Source organism: Xanthomonas theicola (assembly GCF_014236795.1).
GTDB classification, from domain to species: Bacteria; Pseudomonadota; Gammaproteobacteria; order Xanthomonadales; family Xanthomonadaceae; genus Xanthomonas_A; species Xanthomonas_A theicola.
Genome location: NZ_CP049017.1, coordinates 40001 through 61067, shown reverse-complemented (window position 1 = coordinate 61067; position 21067 = coordinate 40001). Strand labels below are relative to the sequence as shown.

Genomic DNA, 21067 nt, shown 5'->3' with positions numbered 1-21067 from the left:
CGCGCCATGGCGGCGCTCGCAATCCACAGGGCGGCCGGATGGCCGCAAGCTCAGGGGTGAGCTGCAATGGACGTGACCGAGTGCGCGCGAACTGGCGTTGGCCGGGATTTGCCGAAGGGGCGGCGCAAGGCGACCGGATTCCGGACCCGTTTCATCGTCTGGATACTCTGCGTACTCGCTGCAGCGTTCGTGGGTCCTGCGCCAGCCACCGATTACGTACATGACGCCGATGGACGCTTGATCGCGGTCACCAACGATGCGGGCGAGTCGGCGCGCTACGTCTACGACGTCGTCGGCAACATCGTGCAGGTCGAGCGGATCGCGGCCGGCGAACTGGCCTTGTTCTCCTTCACGCCCAGGCGTGGCACCAGCGGCACCCAGGTGCGACTGCGGGGCCATGGGTTCAACACGGACCCCGCTGACAACGTGGTCCGCTTTGGCGGCGTGGTCGCCAGCGTCGCCAGTGCCAGCAGTAGCGATCTGGTCGCGGTCGTGCCTCCCGGTGCAGTCACCGGCCCAGTCTCGGTGACCGTGGGTGCGCAATCGGTCTCCAGTACCGACGCCTTCATCGTCGACGAGAGCGCACTGGCGCCGCGGATCGATCGTGTTTCCCCGCTGGTGGCCACGACTGGCGCCAGCGTCACGGTGACCGGCAAATCGCTTTACCCGCTCCGCCATCAGACGACCGTGGCGATCGGGACGCGCTCCAGTCCGATTGGCAGCGCGCAAGATGCCGCGCTCAGTTTTGTGGTGCCGCCGACGGCGGCCAGCGGCAAGGTGTCGGTGACGACCCCTTACGGCATGGCCACCAGCGCACAGGACCTGGTCGTGCTGCCGAGCGGCATCGATGCGGCCGACGTCACCTCCACCGCGCGCGTGGCCGCGGATGCGCCGGCGAGCCGCTTTTCGGTCCGGGCCACCGGAAAACAGGTGGCGGTGCTCGTGGACGCGGCGCTGGGCGAATACTTCGATGCCCAGTTCTCGGCGATCAGCGTCGCCAGTCTCGCCTACACCGTGTACGACCCGTTCAATCGCAAGGTCACCAGTGGCACCGTGACGCCGAGCAGCCCGAGCCTGCTGCTGCCGCCGGCGGACAGGGCCGGCACCTACCTGCTCCTGATCGAGCCAGTGCAGGGACCGGCGACCTGGAATCTTTCGATCGAACGCAGCAAGCCGATCGTTGCCGATGGCGATTCGTCGCCGGTGATCACCGCCATCGGCGACCAGAAGAAACGTCTCCTCTTCTCTGCGTTGCGCGATCAGCGCTTGGGACTGGGCGTCAGCGGCATCACGTTGTCCACCGGCACCTGGATGTCGGTCGCGGTGCTGAGCGGCGACGGTACTTCGGTGGCCAGCACCACCTGCCACATTTCCTACGCGGGCTGCCAGTTGAACATCCGCGCACCGCAGGCCGGTACGTACAGCGTGGTGTTCACGCCCGGCACCAGCGGCCAGGTTTTCCAACTCCAGGCCACGTTGAGCAATGACGTGTATGCCGGCCTGCAACGCGAGAAACCCCTGGATCTGGTCCTACCCAGGCGCGGCCAGAACGCCAGGCTGGCCTTCACCGCGCAGGCCGGCGACGCGCTGGCCCTGCAGGTGCTGGCGCAGACCACCCAGCCCGCCGGCACGTACGCCACCTATGCGGTCTACAAACCTGACGGAACCCTGCTGACGAGCAGCTACCTTTCCGCTTACAAATTGCTCAATCTGCCGCATCTGCCGCAAAGCGGTGAGTACGTCGTGTTCGCCGACCCCGACCACGGCGCCATGATGCACGCGCGCATCATCTTGATGGACGGCAGCGGCAACGGCACGCAGATCGACGGCGATCAAGGGCAGTTCACCACGCCGTCCGGCGGGCAGTCGGTCTATTTCAACTTCGACGTCGGCGAGGTCGGCCAGCGCCTGGGGCTGGGCATCAGCGCACTGACGCTGAGCAGTGGCAGCCATGCCTATGTCTACGTCTACCGGCCCGACGGGACTGGCCTGGCCAGCGCTGCATGCTACCAGTCCGATGATGGCTGCGATCTCGACATCCGCGCGCCGGTGGCCGGGCGCTACAGCGTGATCGTGGAGCCGGCCAGCGGCAGCCAGACGATGCAATTCAAGGCGACGCTGTCCAACGACCTGCGCGCCGACATCGCCCGCGAAGCATCGCTGCAACTGGCGATCGCCCGCCGCGGCCAGAATGCGCAGCTCTACTTCGATGCACAGGCGGGTGAAACGCTGGCCCTGCAGGTGGCAGCACAGGCCACGGTGCCGGCGGCCAGATCGGTCAGGTATCAGGTCCACAAGCCGGATGGCAGCGTGCTTGTCGAAGGCAGCAGCACCGGCTTCCAGACCTTCTTGCTGCCGACGCTCGCGGCGACGGGACGCCACCACGTCTTCGTCGATCCCGAGCAGGGCGAGACGATGGAAGCGAGAGTGACGCTGAGCGACGGCCGGCAGACCGCCTTGGCCGTGGATGGCGAGCCTGTGCATTTCGTGGCGCCCATCTCCGGACATCCGGCCTACCTGACGTTCGTCGCCACCAAGCTCGGCCAGTCTCTGGGCCTGGCGATCGGTGATATCGAACTCAGCGCCGGAACCTATCTGCAGGCCAGCGTGTACCGTCCGGACGGAACGCTGGAGGCAAGTGAGATCTGCTACCAGAGTTATGGCAGTTGCGACTTCGATATTCGTAGCACCATGGTGGGCACCTACGGCATCGTCGTCACGCCGCAGAACGCCAGCCAGTTGGCGCGCTTCACGGCGACGCTGTCCAACGACCTGCGAGGGGTGCTGCAGCGCGAAGTGCCGGCCGAACTGGCCGTGCCGCGTCGCGGTCAGAACGCACGGATGACCTTCACCGCGCAGGCCGGTGAGAACTTGGCGCTGCAGATCAGCGGGCAATCGACCGTGCCGAGCGGGCGCGGGGTGGTCTATACCCTCTACCGGCCGGATGGCAGGCTGCTGACCAGCAGCTCGGTGGATACGCATGACGATCTCAGGCTGATGAACCTGCCCGCCAGTGGGGAGTACCTGCTCTTCGTGGATCCGGGCTATGGCGCCACGATGCAGGCGCGCGTGCTGTTGACCGCCGGCAACGCTGGTGCGCCGGTGATCGATGGTGCGCACGGCAGTTTCAGCACCACCGTCGGAGGCCAGGCGACCTTCACCACGTTCGCGGTCACCGAAGTGGATCAGCGGATCGGCGTGGGGATCAGCGACCTTGTGCTGAGCAGCGGATCCTACGTCTTGGTCCAGGTGTATCGACCGGACGGCAGCAGCGTCGTCAGCGCGACCTGCTACCAGTCCAATCAAGGCTGCGATCTGAATCTGCGCGCACCGCAGGCCGGTACCTACGGCATCGTGGTGACGCCGCTGGATGCCACCCAGACGATGAAGTACAAGGTCGGCGTCAGCAACGACCTGCGCATGGCGCTGCCGCGGGAGACCTCGTTCAAGCTGGATGTGCCGCGCCGTGGCCAGAACGCGCGCTTGAGCTTCGCCGCGCAGGCCGGCCAGAGCCTGGCGCTGCAGATCGCCGGCCAGACCACGCTGCCGGCCGGCAACAGCGTCGGATATGCAGTCTACAAGCCAGACGGCGCACTGCTGGCCATCGGCAGCACCACCCACTACACCACTCTCAATATGCCGACATTGCCGGCGAGTGGAGAGTACATGGTGTTCGTCGATCCGGGCTACGGCAGCACGGTGACATCCCAACTGGTACTGACCGCCGGCAGCGGCACCGTCGTCGATGGCGATGCCGGCGAACTGTCGACCGCGCAGCCGGGACAATCGGCGTATCTGACCTTCCAGGCGACAGCGGGCCAGCTGCTCGGACTGGGCATCAGCGCGCTGTCGGTGTCGAGCGGGACGTATGTGAGCGTCTATGCCTATCGTCCCGACGGCAGCAGCGCCGACAGCACCGCCTGCATGATCTACAACGATGGTTGCGCGCTCAACATCCGCGCTGCGACCGCAGGAACCTACAGTGTGGTGGTGACGCCGCAGAGCGCCAGCCAGACCATGCGTTTCAAGGCCACGCTCTCGCAGGACCTGATTGCGAGCCTGGAACGCGACGTGCCGCTCGATCTGGCGATTTCTCGCCGGGGCCAGAACGCACGCCTGAGCTTCTCGGGGCAGGCCGGCGAGTGGCTGTCGCTGCAGATCGCAGGCCAGGCCACGGTCCCCGCAGCGCGCACCCTCTACTATCGCATCTACCGGCCCGATGGGGCGCTGCTGACCAGCACCAGCACGGCCAACTACGATGCGATCAGCCTGCCGAGCCTGCCGAGCAGTGGCAGATACACGGTGCTGGTGGATCCCGGCCAGGGCGAGACCGGCCGTGTCCGTCTCACCCTGGCATCGGGCAGCAGCACCCTGCAGGTGGATGGCGCCTCGGCCCAGGTCGCCACCGACTTCGGCGGGCAGAGCGCTTTCCTGACCTTCCAGGCCAAGGCCAACCAGCGCCTGGGCATCGGACTGGACGATCTGCGGACATCGGCCGGCAGCTACTTCTCGGCGGTCGCCTACGGGCCCGACGGTTACGTTGCCAGCACCTCGTGCCATCCACGGTCTGGCGGCTGCGAGATGGACATCGCTGCCACTGTCGCCGGAACCTACCGGCTCTACGTGACACCGCAGACGGCCGACCAGACGATCGCGTTCAAGGCGACGCTGTCGACCGACCGGGCGGCGACGCTGCGTCGGAACGCGCGCCTGCAACTCGAACTTCCTCGACAGGGCCAGAACGGCTGGCTGAGCTTCAACGGCGAGGCGGGCAAGGGCGTCACCTTGCAGATTTCCGGCCAGAGCACGATCCCGTCGGGCGGGAGCATCTATTACATGCTCTACAAGCCCGATGGCAGCGCGCTGACAGGGCTGAGCGCCACCGCCGCCCACGCATGGGAACTGCCCCCTCTGCCGGTGAGTGGCGAGTACCACGTGAGCGTGAGCCCGGCATATGGCGCCCCAGCGAGCGTGGGGTTGACCCTGCAGTAATCGTCCCTGGTTCGCGTCGATCGACGCGAGCCAGTGCATAAGGAATGGAGCAAGTGCATGGCTAGCAATCGCAAGAACTGGATGTCCGTCATGGCAGGCACGCTGTTGGGCCTGGTGGCCGCCGCCGCGGCCTCGGACCACCCGCCGGCGTCGGTGTCGGCGGGTCCAGACAATGCGCCCGTGCCGGCACCGCGCAGCGCTGCGCCAAGCGGCATCGAACAGTCCCTGCGTCTGGCCGGCGGTCAACGGCTGTCCCTGTCGTCCAGCGGCACCGAACTGCGCCTGCAGGCGACCGGCTGGGCGGCCAGCGCCCGCACCCGCACCTGGGCTCTGCCGGAGGTCCGACGCAATGCCAGCCTGACGCTGCTGCCCAGTGGCCGCGTGCTGATCTGGGGCGGCCATGGCGCGCGCGGCAATCTGCAAGAGAACGGTGTGTGGTTCGATCCGGCGCTGCGCACGCTCGAACCGGCGCTGCGCCTGCCGATGCGGCCGCGCAGCGGCCACACCGCCACCGTGCTCACCGATGGCCGTGTGCTGTTCGCCGGGGGCACCGTCGAGCAGTACCACTACGAACTGTGGAACCCCGATTCCGGCCAGTGGACATCGCTGCAAGGCGTCAAGCCGGCGGCCAAGACGCACCGTGCGACGCTCCAGGCCGACGGCCGGGTACGCCTGCTCGGCGCGGTCGCCGGCGGTGTTGGCGACGGGGCCGACCTGCTGTTCGATCCCGAGCGCGACGCGGTCGCCGCCGCCGGCGCCGTGGAGAAAACCCCGTCGCTCGCGCTCGGCCTGGCCGGTTCGATGCCGGCGCAGGGCGCCACCGACGTGGCCGTCGATGCGCGCCTGGCGTTACGGTTCTCCGAGCCGGTGCGGCTGGACGAACTCGGCGAGGCCAACGTCACCTTGTTCGGTCCTGGGGGCGCCACGGCGGTGCGCGTCGTCGCGGTGGAGAACGGCCGCCTGGCCTTCGTGAGCCCGCGCAGCCAGCTGTTCCCCGATGCGCCGTATACCTTGATGGTGGATGGCGTCAGCAGTCGGAAGGGCACGCGTCTGCCGCTGATGACGCTGGATTTCCGCACCGCCGCGCTGGCCCCCCCGCACGACGTGCGCACCCACGACGGTCGAGCGGGTCGCGAGAGCGACGCCGCCGGCCACGGCGCGGCCGGCGCCGCCAGCGACTGTGAAGGCAAGTCGCGCACGCTGGCCTTGTGCCAGCGGCAGGGACGGATGCAGGACGGCATTTGGACGCCTGGCCAGGACAACGCCGGCGAGAACTGGCGCGTGCCGGGGCGCCAGCCCGAGGCGATGCCGCTGGGCTTCATGCCGGACCTGTTCCGCGCCTGGCGCAAGACCGCGTTGACCGGCGCGGTCCTGCGCGCCGACGGCCAGCCGGTCGCCGGCGTGGCGGTCAGCATCGGCGAGCGCATCGCGCGGACCAACGGCGAAGGCCGCTTTCTGCTGTACGACGTGCCGTCCGGACGGCAGAAGGTCTATGTGGACGGCACCGCGGCCAACGCGCCCGGCGTGGAATACGGCCAGTTCGTCGTGGGCGTGGACGTGCAGCCCGGCACGCTGACCCAGGTGCCCTTCACCCTGTGGCTGCCGCGCATCGCCGCGCGCGACAAGATCAGGATCGCCTCGCCGACCAAGCGCGACCTGGTGCTGACCCATCCCGACCTGCCGGGCATGGAACTGCGCATTCCGGCCGGCACCGTGGTCCGCGATCACAAGGGCAAGATCGTGACCGAAGTGGCGATCGTGCCGACCCCGGTCAACCGCTCGCCGTATCCGCTGCCGACCAATTTCCCGATGTACTTCACCCTGCAGCCGGGCGGCGCGGTCCTGCAGGGCCTGACGCCGGAAGCGGGCCGTGGCGCGCGCGTCCACTACCCCAATTACGACCATCATCCGGCAGGCACCGCGGCGGACTTCTGGCTCTACGACGCGATGGAAGGCTGGCGTGTCTACGGCCAGGGCCGCGTCAACGCGGCCCAGACCCAGTTCGTGCCCGAGGACGGTGTGGCCTTGCGCGAGGTGGCGACCTTCGGCGCGGCGGTCAGCCCCAACGACCCGGCGCCGGAAGACGGCATGCCGCCGGATCCGCAGCAGTGCGGCGAGTGCAACGCCGGCACCGGCGCGAACGCCACCGCGGGCGATCCGATCGACCTCAGGACCGGCCGTTTCTCGTATCAGGAAACCGACATCGCGATCAACGGCAGCGTGCCGATCGTGCTGGCACGCCACTACCGGCCCACCGACCGGGTCAAGCGCGAGTTCGGCTACGGCACCTCGGCCGGCTTCGCCTACCGCCTCAGCCTGACGCGTTCCAGCTACAGCGAGTTGCAGCTGGTCTTGCCCAACGGCACGCCGCTGGTCTTCAAACAGGTCTCCGGTTCCGGCGCCTACGGCAGCTGGCGTTACGATGGCAAGCATGGCATGTCCGGTGCAACCCTGGTGACCGAGAGCAGCAACGGCTACAAGTACCGGCTGACGCTGCGCGACGGCGCGCAGATGGCGTTCGAGCCGCACAGTCCGAACCGGATCCTGTGGAGCCAGGACCGCCATGGCAACAAGACCGACTACGTCTACGACGCCGGCCGCGTCAGCCGCATCCTGTCGGCGAACGGCCGCTACCTCGATCTGGACTACGACACGCAGAACCGGATCGTCTCGGCCAGCGACATGCGGGGCACGACCTGGCGTTACGCGTACAACGCGCAGGGCCTGCTGGAAAAGGTCCTCTATCCGGACAACACCGAACGGCGTTACGCGTATCGGAGCTGGGGTGCCGGAACCGCGCAGCAGAACCGTCTGTCGACGATCCACGATCAGCGCGGCAACCGCGTGCTCCTGAACGAATACGAGGAAATGCCGTCGGCCGACGGCACGCCCACCACCACCGGTCGCGTCCTCAAACAGACGCTCGCCGACGGTGCGGTCTACCGCATCCAGTACGACCACGTCGATGGCGGTACCACCGGCACCCTGGTCACGCATCCGGACGGCAGCCAGCGCCGCGTGGTGTTCGGCAGTGGCCTGTACCCGGTCTCCGACACCTTGGCCTATGGCACCCCGCTGGCGCAGGCATACCATTTCGAGCGCGACGGGGAAGGCCGGATGACGGCGCGCATCGACCCGCTGGGCCGGCGCACCGCGTACCGCTACGACAGCGCCGGGCGCACGATCCAGATCCAGGCCCTGGCCGGCACCGCGCAGGCGCGCACCACCCGGCTGACCTACACCGCCCAGGGCGACCCGGCCTCGGTCACCGACGCGCTGGAGCGCACGACCTATTTCGGCTACACGGCGGGCTGCCTGACCGCGGTGACCGATCCGCTGGGCCAGGTGACCCGGGCGACCTGCAACGCGGCGGGCCAGCGCGTGAGCCTGACCGACGCGCTCGGCCACAGCACGGCGTTCATCTGGCGCGGCGAGGACCTGACCGGGACGACCGACGCGCTGGGCCGCACGCTGACGTTCCGCTACGACGGCCTGGGCCGGATGATCGCGACCGAGGACGCGCAGGGCAATATCACGCGTTTCGAACACGACGCGCTGGGCCGGCTGGTGAAAACGGTCGACCCGCTCGGCCACACGGTGGAGACCGGCTACGACGCCAACGGCAACGTGTCCGCGGTGCTGCTGCCGCACGGCGCGGGGGTGACCTAAGGCTACGACGCGCGCGACCGCCGGGTGAGCCGCACCGATGCGCTGGGCCAGGTGGAGCGCTGGAGCTACGATGCGATGGGCCGGGTCACTGCCTACACCGACCGGCGCGATCGCGTCACCCGCTACGCCTACGACGCCCTCGGTCGGCCGACCACCACCGGCTACCGCGGGCAGGGCGGCACGCTGACCGCCCGCTACGACGCGGGCAACCGGCGGGTGGCGCTGGCCGACAGCCAGTCCGGGACGTTGAGCTGGAGTTACGATGAGTTCGACCAGCTCATCACCGCCGACAGCCCACAGGGCACGCTCCGCTATGCCTACGATGCCGTGGGCCGTCGCACCCGCATGCAGGCAGGCACGCAGACCGAGGTGGTGTACGCCTACGACGGCGCCGATCGCCTGACCGGCCTCAGCCAGGGGAATGAAACGGTGAGCTTGGCCTACGACGCGGCCAACCGCCTGATCCGGCAGACGCTGCCGAACCAGGTGCAGAGCGTGTACAGCTACAACGCCGCCGGCCAGGTGACCGGCCTGGGCTGGGGCAAGGCCGGGCAGAGCGCCCTGGGCCGCCTGGGCTACGGCTACGACGGCAGCGGCCAACTGGTGGCGCAGACCGGCACGCACGCCCCGCAGGCGCTGCCGTCGGCCAGCGGCGACCACGGCTTCGACGACAACAACCGGCAGACCCGGGCCAACGGCGTGGGCGTGAACTACGACGCCAATGGCCACCTGCTCGACGACGGCGGCCGCCGCTACGTGTGGGACGAGCGCGAGCGGCTGAGCCAGATCCGTCAGGGCGAGACGGTGATCGCCAGCTACCGCTACGACGGCCTGGGCCGGCGCATCGAAAAGACCGAGGGCGGCACGACCACGCAGTACCTGTACGACGGCCTGGACGCGGTGCAGGAGACGCAGGGCGACACAGTCAACCCGCTCCTGACCGGCCTGGGCATCGACCAGCGCTACGCGCGCAACGACACGGGCGGGCGGACCTACTTGCTGACCGATCGGCTGGGCAGCACGCGCTTGCTGACCAACGCGGCGGGTAACGCCGTACAGCGCTACGACTACGACCCGTACGGCACGACCACGCAGAGCAGCACGGCCTACACGAACCCGTACCAGTACACCGGTCGGGAGAAGGACGCGAGCGGGCTGTACTACTACCGGGCGCGGTACTACCGGCCGGAGTGGGGGCGGTTCGTGAGTGAGGATCCGATTGGGTTGGCTGGTGGAATAAATGGGTATGGATATGTGGATCAAAATCCTATCAACTACATTGATCCGCTTGGATTGATAAAATGGACTGGAACATCAACTGGGGGAGGTGTCTCTGCTGGGGTCGGCGGTGGTTTCTATAGATTTTCTCTCGATTCGGAATGCATAAATGGCCAGCAGGGACATGCAGAAATTGTTGCCGTAGGTGCAACAATAGGTGTCGAAATAAAAGGAGTGCCTCCCTTTAGTTTAACAACGTCGAGTATTACTGTTCGGGATGAATTGAATTATATTAACCCTAACGTCATGAACGGATGGTTCTCTATGTGGAGTGCTGGTGTCACCGTAGGTGTGGGTTATGGAATTTCAATGATTCAGATTGGTGGTGATGGGGGAGCGCTGAGTCCTCCGGAACGTTCCGGCGCATACAACCCCTTTGAATCTGGTCTAAGTCGCGGCTTTGAGATAGGTGCTGGAGGTATGGTGGGCTCGTCCACCGTTGTAGATTCTTCTATTTCTAGGTGTGGCTGCAAATGATAAATTTTAAGAAAATTTCCAAGCTGATATTTGCAGCGAGTGCGATGGCGTTCGTTTTTTTAATGGTGGCTTTTTTTGTTATTTTCGTGATATTTGGTTTGGAGAGTGCTGATAAGGTTTGGGATGGGATTTATCCGATAGCCGCATGGATTTTTTCCATTTTAATTTGTTTGAAGTTTATGAGGTATATTAACCCCGCAGATAATAATGGATGACTTTTGCAATCAATTTGGATCAGCTGCTGGCACGGCCAACCGGCTGACCCGCACGACGCTGCCGAACCAGGTGCAGAGCGTGTACACCTACAACGCCGCCGGTCAGGTGACCGGGCTGGCCTGGGGCAAGGCCGAACAGACGGCCCTGGGCAGCCTGGGCTACGGCTACGACGGCAGCGGCCAACTGGTGGCGCAGACCGGCACGCACGCCCCGCAGGCGCTGCCGTCGGCCAGCGGCGACCACGGCTTCGACGACAACAACCGGCAGACCCGGGCCAACGGCGTGGGCGTGAACTACGACGCCAATGGCCACCTGCTCGACGACGGCGGCCGCCGCTACGTGTGGGACGAGCGCGAGCGGCTGAGCCAGATCCGTCAGGGCGAGACGGTGATCGCCAGCTACCGCTACGACGGCCTGGGCCGGCGCATCGAAAAGACCGAGGGCGGCACGACCACGCAGTACCTGTACGACGGCCTGGACGCGGTGCAGGAGACCCAGGGCGACACAGTCAACCCGCTCCTGACCGGCCTGGGCATCGACCAGCGCTACGCGCGCAACGACACGGGCGGGCGGACCTACTTGCTGACCGATCGGCTGGGCAGCACGCGCTTGCTGACCAACGCGGCGGGTAACGCCGTGCAGCGCTACGACTACGACCCGTACGGCACGACCACGCAGAGCAGCACGGCCTACACGAACCCGTACCAGTACACCGGTCGGGAGAAGGACGCGAGCGGGCTGTACTACTACCGGGCGCGGTACTACCGGCCGGAGTGGGGGCGGTTCGTGAGTGAGGATCCGATTGGTCTTTCTGATGGCTTCAATGTCTATGCTTATGTTGGTGGTAATCCAATTAATTTCTCCGATCCTTTCGGTCTCGCGCGCTTTGGCTTCAGACCGCTAGGTGGTGGCCAGAAGAAGTTCGCGTCTGGCGAGTCTCCTAGCGGTAATTCCAACGTTGAACGTGCGCACGAGCAGTTATGGTTTGATGATAAAAATAGTGAAAACGTGGGTTTCTTCAGTGGCGATGGCAATGGGAGTGGGTTTCAGCTCTGCGGCGAGAAAGGGCAAGTACGAAGCGATGCAGGTCATGGTCGCGGCCAGTACACATTCTTTGGTCCTATCTATGACGATGCTACGATGCGTATGGCAGTGGAGAACGTAAGTAAGGAATGGGCGAAGAAGAGCTATTGCCTGGTAGGACAGAACTGCCAAAATTTCGCAGACGAACTCCGTAAAGAATATATGCGGAAGAAAAATAAAGGAGGTAATTAATGTGTATGTCGGTTGGATTTGTATTACTTTTCTGGCTCGGCCTTCCTTGGATACTTTGGTGGGCCTCAGAGCACTGCCCGTACGGTTTGGTTTGGCTAGGATTGCACCAGTTGTATTACCTTCCATTGGCTTCCTGGTTAGGTAGCCCCTTCTTTGTAAGTGACAGTGACATCTCGTTCACTGTTGCTCCTATCGGGCGAGTGCTGATGATCGCTTTTTATCTATCCGTCGCCGCTTCGGTCATCTTCATTTGTCGATGGCGCGCCCAGAGGCATACCCGTGTGTGTCGGTGAGATGTGTGGAGCGCTGGAGCTACGATGCGCTGGGCCGGGTCACTGCCTACACCGACCGGCGCGATCGCGTCACCCGCTACGCCTACAGGGCACGCTCCGCTATGCCTACGATGCCGTGGGCCGTCGCACCTGGACCGGCCAGCCTTTCGTAGACATCCGGACGCCATAATTGATGGCAATGACCGAGGTGTTTATGGGCAACAGCAAGCAGTACACGGATGAGTTCCGGGCCGAGGCGGTGAAGCAGGTGATCGAACGCGGCTTCACGGTGGTGGATGTGGCCTCCCGAATCGGGATTCCCAAGCACACGCTATACGGGTGGGTGCAGGCCGCCAGGAAGATGGCGCCGGCAGCCGGCGCTGCAGCGGCGTCGACCGACTCAGCGGAGATTCGCCGGCTCAAGGCCGAACTGAGGCGGGTAACCGAGGAGCGCGACATCCTAGAAAAAGCCGCCGCGTACTTTGCCAAGGGGTAAGGGCGAAGTACGCGTTCATGCGTGCGCACGTCCGGGAGTTTCGTCTGGCGACGATGTGCCGGGTGCTGGGCGTGCATCGCAGTGGTTACTAGGCCTGGCTGCGCAACGGCACCAGCGTCCGCGAACGCGAGGACCAGCGCTTGCTGGGCCTGATCAAGCACCACTGGCTGGCCAGCGGCGCGGTGTACGGCTATCGCAAGCTCACCCTGGATCTGCGTGAGGCCGGCGAGCGTTGCAGCCGTCACCGGGTGCGGCGCTTGATGAAGGCCGAAGGCTTGCGAGCGCAGGTTGGCTACGGCAGCAAGCCGCGTTAGCGGGGAGGTCCGGTCGGCGTGGTGGCGAATGTGCTCAACCGGGACTTCATTCCGCAGGCCCCGAACAAGGTCTGGGTCACGGACATCACCTATCTCCGCACCTACGAGGGCTGGCTGTTCTTGGCAGCGGTAATGGAGCTGTATTGGCGCCAGATCGTGGGTTGGGCAACCGCTTCGACAATGACCAGCGATCTGGTGCTGCAGGCACTGGTGGCAGCGGCGTGGCGGCGCAAGCCCGGTCCTGGCGTGATGGTGCACTCCGACCAGGGCTGGCAGTTCACCAGCAGCGATTGGCAGTCGTTCCTGAAGGCGCACCGGATGGTGCCGAGCATGAGCCGACGCGGGAACTGCCATGACAACGCCGTGGCCGAGAGCTTCTTCAGCGTCTTGAAGAAGGAACGTATCAAGCGTCGGATCTACCCGACACGCGCCATGGCGGCATCGGACGTGTTCGACTATATCGAGATGTTCTACAACCCGATCCGCCGGCATGGTTCCGCTGGCGGCGTGTCACCGGTAGAGTTTGAAAGGCGCTACGCGCAGAGCGGCGACTGAGTGTCTACGGAAATCTGGCCGGTCCATGGTGGTAACAACTACCGGATCATCAAGCAAACCGCCACCGGGCAGATCGACAAGGCGCAGCTTGCCCTCAGCGGTGTCGCCGCAGCCAACAAGAGCTACGATGGTTCCACGACGGCTATCCTGACCGGCACCGCCCGGGTCAACGGTTTGGGCAGTGACGATGTCGCTGTGAGAAATAGTGGCACCGGGGTCTTTGCCGATAAAAATGTCGGCACGAGCAAGGACGTGACGCTAAGGATAGTCTGATCAACGCGGTCGGAGGATGAGGCAAGCCATATCGACCACGCCCACGGCGCTCAGACCCTCGGTTTTTCGCCGTTTCCGGCGCATTTCCGGGGTATTTCCCGGATTACAGGCACACCCTCCCCACGACAGGCAGCAACTGCTTTCGCTTCAGCCACAGGTTCGACAGCGCAAACAGCGTCAGCACTTGCGCCGTGTTCTTCGCCAGGCCGCGATAGCGCACCTTGACGTAGCCAAACTGGCGCTTGATCACCCGGAACGGATGCTCCACCTTCGCCCTCAGGCTGGCCTTGGCGTGCTCCCAGCGCTGTGCCCACTTCAATTCGCGCTTGCTCTTGATCTGCTTCAGCTTCGAGGGCTTCTCCGCGATCAGATAGCGCAGCTTGCGCTTGCTCGCCATCTCCTCGCGCTTGGCCAGCCCGGTGTAGCCGCTGTCGCCGCATACCGTGTCTTCCTTGCCGTGCAGCAGCTTGTGCGCCTGGGTGATATCTGCGGCGTTGGCCGCCGTGCATTCCAAGTGGTGCACCAGCCCGGACTCATCGTCCACGCCGATGTGCGCTTTCATCCCGAAGTAGTACTGATTGCCCTTCTTGGTCTGGTGCATTTCCGGGTCGCGCTCGCCGTTCTTGTTCTTGGTCGAGCTGGGCGCGGCAATGATCGTGGCGTCCACGATGGTGCCGCCGCGCAGGCTCTGGCCCTTGCGCGATAGGTGCGCGTTGACCCGGTTGAACAGCGTGCGCGCCAGATCGTGCGTCTCCAGCAACCGGCGGAAGTTGAGGATCGTGGTCTCGTCCGGCACCTCATCCAACCCGCCGATCCTGGCGAAACGGCGCATCGACGCCGTGTCGTACAAGGCTTCTTCCGCGCCCGGGTCGCTCAGTGCGTACCACTGCTGCAGAAAGTGGATGCGCAGCATTGTCTCCAGCGGGTACGGCTGACGGCCCGGATGGCCCGACTTCGGATAGTGCGGCGCGATCAGCGCCAGCAGGTCTTTCCACGGCACCACCTGATCCATCTCGGCCAGCAACCTTTCGCGCCGCGTCTGCTTGCGCTTGCCGTTGTACTCCGCGTCGCCGAAAGACAATTGCATCGTCGTTGTCCTGTTGGGCTTTGTACGATTGTCGCAGGATCAGAGGGAGTTGTTCAGACCATCCCTAAGCGGATATACCCTCGGCGGCACCGATGCCGAAAATTACACGCTGGTCATGCCGACCGGATTGAAAGCGGATATCGTGCCTCGCCAATTGACCATCACTGGTACCACTGCGCAGGACAAGACCTACGATGGCAGCACCACCGCCGGTATCCAGGCCGGCACGCTAGGCAACCTGGTGGCCGGAGAAACGCTCGGTGTAGGTGCCAGTGGCACCTTCGACAGCGCCAACGCCGGTGCCCGCACGGCCACGTCGAGATACGCCCTCAGTGACGGTACCGGTCGTGCCAGCAACTACGTCCTGGACGATACCACCGGACTAACCGCGACCATCGCCCGCCGCTCCTTGACCATCACCGGCACCACTGCCCAAGACAAGACCTATGACGGCAGCACGGCGGCCGGCATCCAGGCCGGTACGCTAGGCAACCTGGTGGCCGGTGAAACCCTCGGGGTAGACGTTAGCGGCACGTTTGACAGTGCGAACGCAGGTTTCCGCACCGTGACGGCGAGCTACGCCCTCCGCAACGGGACCGGCTTGGCCAGCAACTACGTCCTCGCCGACACCACCGGTCTGAACGCCACCATCGGCCGCCGCGCCCTGACCATCACCAGCACCACCGCCCAGGACAAGACCTACGATGGCAGCATCGCCGCTGGTATCCAGGCCGGCACGCTGGGCAACTTGGTGGCTGGAGAAACCCTCGGTGTAGACGCCAGCGGCACCTTCGACAGCGCCAATGCCGGGGCACGCACGGTAACGGCGAGATACGCTCTCAGTAACGGTACCGGTCGTGCCAGCAACTACGTTCTCGCCGACACCAGCGGCCTGAGCGCGAACATCGCCAAGCGCCAACTGACCATCACCGGCACCACTGCCCAGGACAAGACCTACGACGGCAGCACGACGGCCGGCATCCAGGCGGGTACGCTGGGCAACCTGGTGGCGGGAGAAACCCTTGGGGTAGATGCCACCGGCACCTTCGATAGCGCCAATGCCGGGGCACGCACGGCCACGTCGAGATACGCCCTCAGTGACGGTACCGGTCGTGCCAGCAACTACGTCCTCGCCGACACCAGCGGCCTGAACGCCACCATCGCCCGCCGCGCCCTGACCATCACCGGCACCACCGTCCAGGGCAAGACCTACGATGGCAGCACGGCGGCCGGTATTCAGGCCGGCACGCTAGGCAACCTGGTGGCTGGAGAAACCCTCGGGGTAGACGCCAGCGGCACCTTCGATAGCGCCAATGCCGGGGCACCTACCGCCACGGCGAGATACGTCCTCAGTGACGGCACTGGCCGTGCCAGCAACTACGTCCTCGCCGACACCACCGGGTTGAACGCCACCATCGGCCGCCGCGCCCTGACCATCACCGGCACCGCCGCCCAGGACAAGACCTACGATGGAAGCACCACCGCCGCTATCCAGGCCGGTACGCTGGGTAACCTGGTTGCCGGAGAAAGCCTGGGAGTGTCGGCCACCGGCACTTTCGACAGCGCCAATGCCGGCACCCGCACCGCCACGGCGACCTACACCCTCAGTGACGGCACCGGACGGGCCAGCAACTACGTCCTCGCGGATACGACCAGCCTGAGCGCGAACATCGCCAAAGCCCGCCTCACTGTCATCGCCAACGATGACCGCAAGATCGCGGATGGCCAGCCCTATAACGGCGGCAACGGGGCTCAGTTCATGGGATTCGTCCATGGCGAGAATGCTTCCGTGCTGGGCGGTCAGCTACGTTATGGCGGTACAGCGCAGGGTGCCAGGACAATTGGGGAGTACACCATTACGGTTGGTGGTTTGGAGACTGCCAATTATCGGCTGGACTACGTGGATGGACACCTGCTGATAAGCGCTGCGCCAACAACCGGTGTGCCGACCGCAGGCGACATCGAGCGGCCTATACGCCAGCAGATGCAGGCTCACGAGGGCTTGGCGCGGCTGGGTCATGACCTGAACAACGCCACGTTGCCAGCGCCAGCATCCACTCTTCCGCTAGTGGTGGCCCATGATTACATTCGGTTGGAAGAATGACGGCAGCTCACCGCGCAAGCAGTGGCCATTATTTTATTGATCTCGTTTTCCGCTTCAGGGGTTAGACTGAATCTGCCCCCAGAGAACGGACGCCAAGAAGCACGAGGTCAAGCGGCGTGCTTCATTTTCCTGGCGTAGTCGTTGGGCGACAGGTAGCCAAGCGCCGAGTGCAGGCGGGTGGGATTGTAGAAGCCGTGGATGTAGCGGGCGATAGCGGCGTGGGCGGCCGCCTTGGTTTCGTACACGCCGGTCGCCTCTTCGTTCTTGAGCGTGGCGAAGAAGCTCTCGGCCACGGCGTTGTGCCCCGAGGGCAGGCTGCGCGCTCCCAGCCGTTGCCCTTGCGGCTGATGCTGGGCACGAAGCCGTGCGCGGCCAAGGTCTTGCCGAAGTCGCCGCTGGCGTACTGGGCGCCGCGATCGGAGTGGAACAGCACGCCAGCACCGACCGGTGCCACCGACCAGGCGTTGAGGAAGGCTTGCTGGACCAGCGTGTCGGGCAGGCGCTCGGACAAGCTGTAGCCAAGCACTTGCCGGGTGCGCAGGTCGATGACCGTGGCCAGATACAGCCAGCCCTGGCGGGTCGGCAAGTAGGTGATGTCGCCCACCCAGGCCGGCACCGGGTTGTTCACGGCAAACTGCCGATCCAGCCGGTTCCCGGCCACCGGCCGGCCATGCCGGCTGTCGGTGCGACGTCCCCCCGCTTTCAGTAGCGGGGCTCTTTAGAGTCCGGGTTTCATCGTAGCGGCTTTGGCCGCTAGCTGTTGGGCATAGGCGGCCGGGGTCAGGTCGCCCAAGATCTTCTTCGGTCGCTCCTCAAGTCCATCGACCAGACCTGGTTGGCGGTTCCAGGCCGAAGCAACGGTTGGCGCTCGCCCAGCAGCACCTTCTTCCGCTTGCGCCGGCGCACCTGCAACCTGGCCTCCTGATACAGCCGTTCCACCCGCTTGTAGTTCACCGGCCACTGCTCCTGCCGCAGCTTCAGATAGATCATCCCGACGCCGTAGCGCTTGTACCGCTGCGCTAGCGCCAGGATCCGCTCGCGCAGCTCGACGTTGCGATCCGGACGTGGGACGTAGCGCAGCGCGCTGGCGCTCATCCGCACCACGGCCAGCGCCCGCCGCTCAGGGAGCCCGCGCTCCATCAGGTGCCGCACCAGCATCCTGCGCGCCGGTGCGGTCACCACTTTTTTCGCAGGGCGTCCTTGATGACGTCGTTCTCGAACAGCTGCTCGGCCAGCAGCTTCTTCAGCCGCGTGTTCTCCGCCTCCAGCTCCTTGAGCCGCTTGGCCTCCGGCACGCTCATGCCGCCGAACTTGCTGCGCCACAGGTAGTAGGAGGCCTCGCTGAACCCGTGCCGCCGGCACAGGTCCTTCACCGCCACGCCGGCTTCGGCCTCACGCAGGAAGCCGATGATCTGCTCTTCGGAAAAGCGCTTCTTCACGTCCAATCTCCGTCTCGTTGGGGATTGGACTCCAAATCGCCGTGCTACTCAAAACCGGGGGGACGTCGCATGGCCTCGATCGGCCTTCTCGTCAGTGTCGGTGAAAACGGGGGTGAACCCGCGGGCGGAAGGTCATGTCGGGCTCGGTCCTCGTAGGGGATGATCATCTCCTATCGAGGGGTCCACGAGAATTAGACCAGGACAGAGGCAATAAAAAATCCCCGTCCTTGCGGACGGGGATTGGGGTGTAAAGCCCCTGGCGATGACCTACTCTCGCATGGCTTGAGCCACACTACCATCGGCGCAGCTGCGTTTCACTTCCGAGTTCGGGATGGGATCGGGTGGTTCCACAGCGCTAATTTCACCAGGGAGACGGTTGGAGCGTCGCCGAGTCGCTTGCTTCGGACCTCGCACGGAAGTGCGGTGTACGAAGGAAGGCAACGGGCGCCAGCCTCTCATAGGGTGTGACGTAGCGAGCGATTGGAGAGCGATCGACGTGTGTCGTGCTAAGGGATGCTTGGAAGCACCTTGAGGTTATATGGTCAAGCCGCACGGATCATTAGTATCAGTTAGCTCAATGCATTGCTGCACTTACACACCTGACCTATCAACCACGTAGTCTCCATGGTTCCTTAAGGGGGCTTGTGCCCCGGGAAGTCTCATCTTGAGGCGCGCTTCCCGCTTAGATGCTTTCAGCGGTTATCGCTTCCGAACATAGCTACCCGGCAATGCCACTGGCGTGACAACCGGAACACCAGAGGTTCGTCCACTCCGGTCCTCTCGTACTAGGAGCAGCCCCTCTCAAACTTCCAACGCCCATGGCAGATAGGGACCGAACTGTCTCACGACGTTCTGAACCCAGCTCGCGTACCACTTTAAATGGCGAACAGCCATACCCTTGGGACCGACTACAGCCCCAGGATGTGATGAGCCGACATCGAGGTGCCAAACACCGCCGTCGATATGAACTCTTGGGCGGTATCAGCCTGTTATCCCCGGAGTACCTTTTATCCGTTGAGCGATGGCCCTTCCATACAGAACCACCGGATCACTAAGACCTACTTTCGTACCTGCTTGATCCGTCGATCTTGCAGTCAAGCACGCTTATGCCTTTGCACACAGTGCGCGATGTCCGACCGCGCTGAGCGTACCTTCGTGCTCCTCCGTTACTCTTTGGGAGGAGACCGCCCCAGTCAAACTACCCACCATACACGGTCCCCGATCCGGATCACGGACCTAGGTTAGAACGTCAAGCACGACAGGGTGGTATTTCAAGGATGGCTCCACTGCAGCTAGCGCCACAGTTTCATAGCCTCCCACCTATCCTACACAGACGAACTCAACGTTCAGTGTAAAGCTATAGTAAAGGTTCACGGGGTCTTTCCGTCTTGCCACGGGAACGCTGCATCTTCACAGCGATTTCAATTTCACTGAGTCTCGGGTGGAGACAGCGCCGCTGTCGTTACGCCATTCGTGCAGGTCGGAACTTACCCGACAAGGAATTTCGCTACCTTAGGACCGTTATAGTTACGGCCGCCGTTTACTGGGGCTTCGATCAAGAGCTTCGCCTTGCGGCTGACCCCATCAATTAACCTTCCAGCACCGGGCAGGCGTCACACCCTATACGTCCACTTTCGTGTTTGCAGAGTGCTGTGTTTTTGATAAACAGTCGCAGCGGCCTGGTTTCTGCGACCCTCTTCAGCTCTAGCTCGCATGAGCCACCAAAAAGGGTGCACCTTCTCCCGAAGTTACGGTGCCATGTTGCCTAGTTCCTTCACCCGAGTTCTCTCAAGCGCCTGAGAATTCTCATCCTACCCACCTGTGTCGGTTTACGGTACGGTCTGCGTAAGCTGAAGCTTAGGAGCTTTTCCTGGAAGCGTGGTATCAGTGACTTCGTCTAAAAGACTCGTCTCGGTGCTCGGTCTTAAAGGATCCCGGATTTGCCAAAGATCCAAACCTACCGCCTTTCCCCGGGACAACCAACGCCCGGTACACCTAACCTTCTCCGTCCCTCCATCGCACTTACGCCAGGTGCAGGAATATTAACCTGCTTCCCATCGACTACGGCTTTCGCCCTCGCCTTAGGGGCCGACTCACCCTGCGCCGATTAACGTTGCGCAAGGAAACCTTGGGCTTTCGGCGTGCGGGTTTTTCACCCGCATTATCGTTACTCATGTCAGCATTCGCACTTCCGATACCTCCAGCGGACTTCTCAATCCGCCTTCGCAGGCTTACGGAACGCTCCTCTACCGCGCATCGCTTATCGCGATGCACCCCAAGCTTCGGTTCACTGCTTAGCCCCGTTAAATCTTCCGCGCAGACCGACTCGACCAGTGAGCTATTACGCTTTCTTTAAAGGGTGGCTGCTTCTAAGCCAACCTCCTGGCTGTCTGTGCCTTTCCACATCGTTTTCCACTTAGCAGTGAATTTGGGACCTTAGCTGTGGGTCTGGGTTGTTTCCCTTTTCACGACGGACGTTAGCACCCGCCGTGTGTCTCCCATACAGTCCGTCTCGGTATTCGGAGTTTGCAATGGTTTGGTAAGTCGCGATGACCCCCTAGCCATAACAGTGCTCTACCCCCGAGAGGATACATATGAGGCGCTACCTAAATAGCTTTCG

The 21067-nt window shown here is 64.0% G+C and carries 8 protein-coding genes, 2 rRNA genes and 3 pseudogenes (1 of these 13 only partly in view); 7 read left to right on the top strand and 6 right to left on the bottom strand.

Annotated elements, in window-relative coordinates:
* Positions 1-66 precede the first annotated feature (66 nt).
* The 6 genes and pseudogenes from G4Q83_RS00290 (at position 67) to G4Q83_RS00260 (ending at position 13817) form a co-directional block, all read left to right on the top strand.
* Entirely contained in the window at positions 67-4992 is a 4926-nt protein-coding gene (locus G4Q83_RS00290) for an IPT/TIG domain-containing protein (protein ID WP_128421119.1), read from the top strand.
* Between the two features lie 57 nt (positions 4993-5049).
* Complete coding sequence (locus G4Q83_RS23965; protein WP_249027557.1) at positions 5050-8661, top strand: DUF6531 domain-containing protein; 3612 nt, start codon at positions 5050-5052, stop codon at positions 8659-8661.
* Between the two features lie 24 nt (positions 8662-8685).
* Positions 8686-10416 (top strand): RHS repeat domain-containing protein, encoded by a 1731-nt coding sequence (locus G4Q83_RS23960; protein ID WP_281401984.1) that lies wholly within the window; start codon positions 8686-8688, stop codon positions 10414-10416.
* A 207-nt stretch (positions 10417-10623) separates the two neighbouring features.
* A complete protein-coding gene (locus tag G4Q83_RS00275; RefSeq protein WP_185817304.1) occupies positions 10624-11907 on the top strand; it encodes an RHS repeat domain-containing protein in 1284 nt (427 codons plus the stop codon).
* Between the two features lie 486 nt (positions 11908-12393).
* Positions 12394-13544: pseudogene (locus tag G4Q83_RS00265) on the top strand (IS3 family transposase).
* The gene (locus G4Q83_RS00260) at positions 13545-13817 is read left to right on the top strand and encodes a YDG domain-containing protein (RefSeq protein WP_128422025.1); all 273 of its coding nucleotides are present in this window, start codon (positions 13545-13547) and stop codon (positions 13815-13817) included. It abuts the pseudogene before it with no gap.
* Positions 13818-13920: 103 nt separating this feature from the next.
* Here the strand turns inward: G4Q83_RS00260 and G4Q83_RS00255 are convergent, their stop codons facing one another.
* The gene (locus tag G4Q83_RS00255; protein WP_185817191.1) at positions 13921-14904 is read right to left on the bottom strand and encodes an IS5 family transposase; all 984 of its coding nucleotides are present in this window, start codon (positions 14902-14904) and stop codon (positions 13921-13923) included.
* Between the two features lie 49 nt (positions 14905-14953).
* On the opposite strand from G4Q83_RS00255, the gene G4Q83_RS00250 reads away from it, so the two are divergent.
* Positions 14954-17008 carry a beta strand repeat-containing protein gene (locus tag G4Q83_RS00250; RefSeq protein ID WP_128421942.1) on the top strand — a complete coding sequence of 685 codons (2055 nt, stop codon included), beginning with the start codon at positions 14954-14956 and terminating at the stop codon, positions 17006-17008.
* Positions 17009-17115: 107 nt separating this feature from the next.
* Here the strand turns inward: G4Q83_RS00250 and G4Q83_RS22735 are convergent, their stop codons facing one another.
* The 5 genes and pseudogenes from G4Q83_RS22735 to G4Q83_RS00225 form a co-directional block, all read right to left on the bottom strand.
* A complete protein-coding gene (locus G4Q83_RS22735; protein ID WP_185817229.1) occupies positions 17116-17301 on the bottom strand; it encodes an IS3 family transposase in 186 nt (61 codons plus the stop codon).
* Positions 17302-17399: 98 nt separating this feature from the next.
* Positions 17400-17612, bottom strand: a pseudogene (locus G4Q83_RS24330) (DDE-type integrase/transposase/recombinase); the annotation flags it as partial.
* 197 nt (positions 17613-17809) lie between these two features.
* Positions 17810-18447, bottom strand: a pseudogene (locus G4Q83_RS00235) (transposase); the annotation flags it as partial.
* Positions 18448-18701: 254 nt separating this feature from the next.
* Positions 18702-18816: ribosomal RNA gene (gene rrf / locus G4Q83_RS00230) — 5S ribosomal RNA — on the bottom strand.
* Positions 18817-18985: 169 nt separating this feature from the next.
* Positions 18986-21067: ribosomal RNA gene (locus G4Q83_RS00225) — 23S ribosomal RNA — on the bottom strand (it continues 798 nt past the right edge of the window).

Excerpts from the sequence above, each read along its gene's own strand:
- G4Q83_RS00290 (WP_128421119.1), top strand. The coding sequence starts at position 67 with ATGGACGTGACCGAGTGCGCGCGAACTGGCGTTGGCCGGGATTTGCCG.
- G4Q83_RS23965 (WP_249027557.1), top strand. The coding sequence starts at position 5,050 with ATGGCTAGCAATCGCAAGAACTGGATGTCCGTCATGGCAGGCACGCTG.
- G4Q83_RS00275 (WP_185817304.1), top strand. The coding sequence starts at position 10,624 with ATGGATGACTTTTGCAATCAATTTGGATCAGCTGCTGGCACGGCCAAC.
- G4Q83_RS00255 (WP_185817191.1), bottom strand. The coding sequence starts at position 14,904 with ATGCAATTGTCTTTCGGCGACGCGGAGTACAACGGCAAGCGCAAGCAG.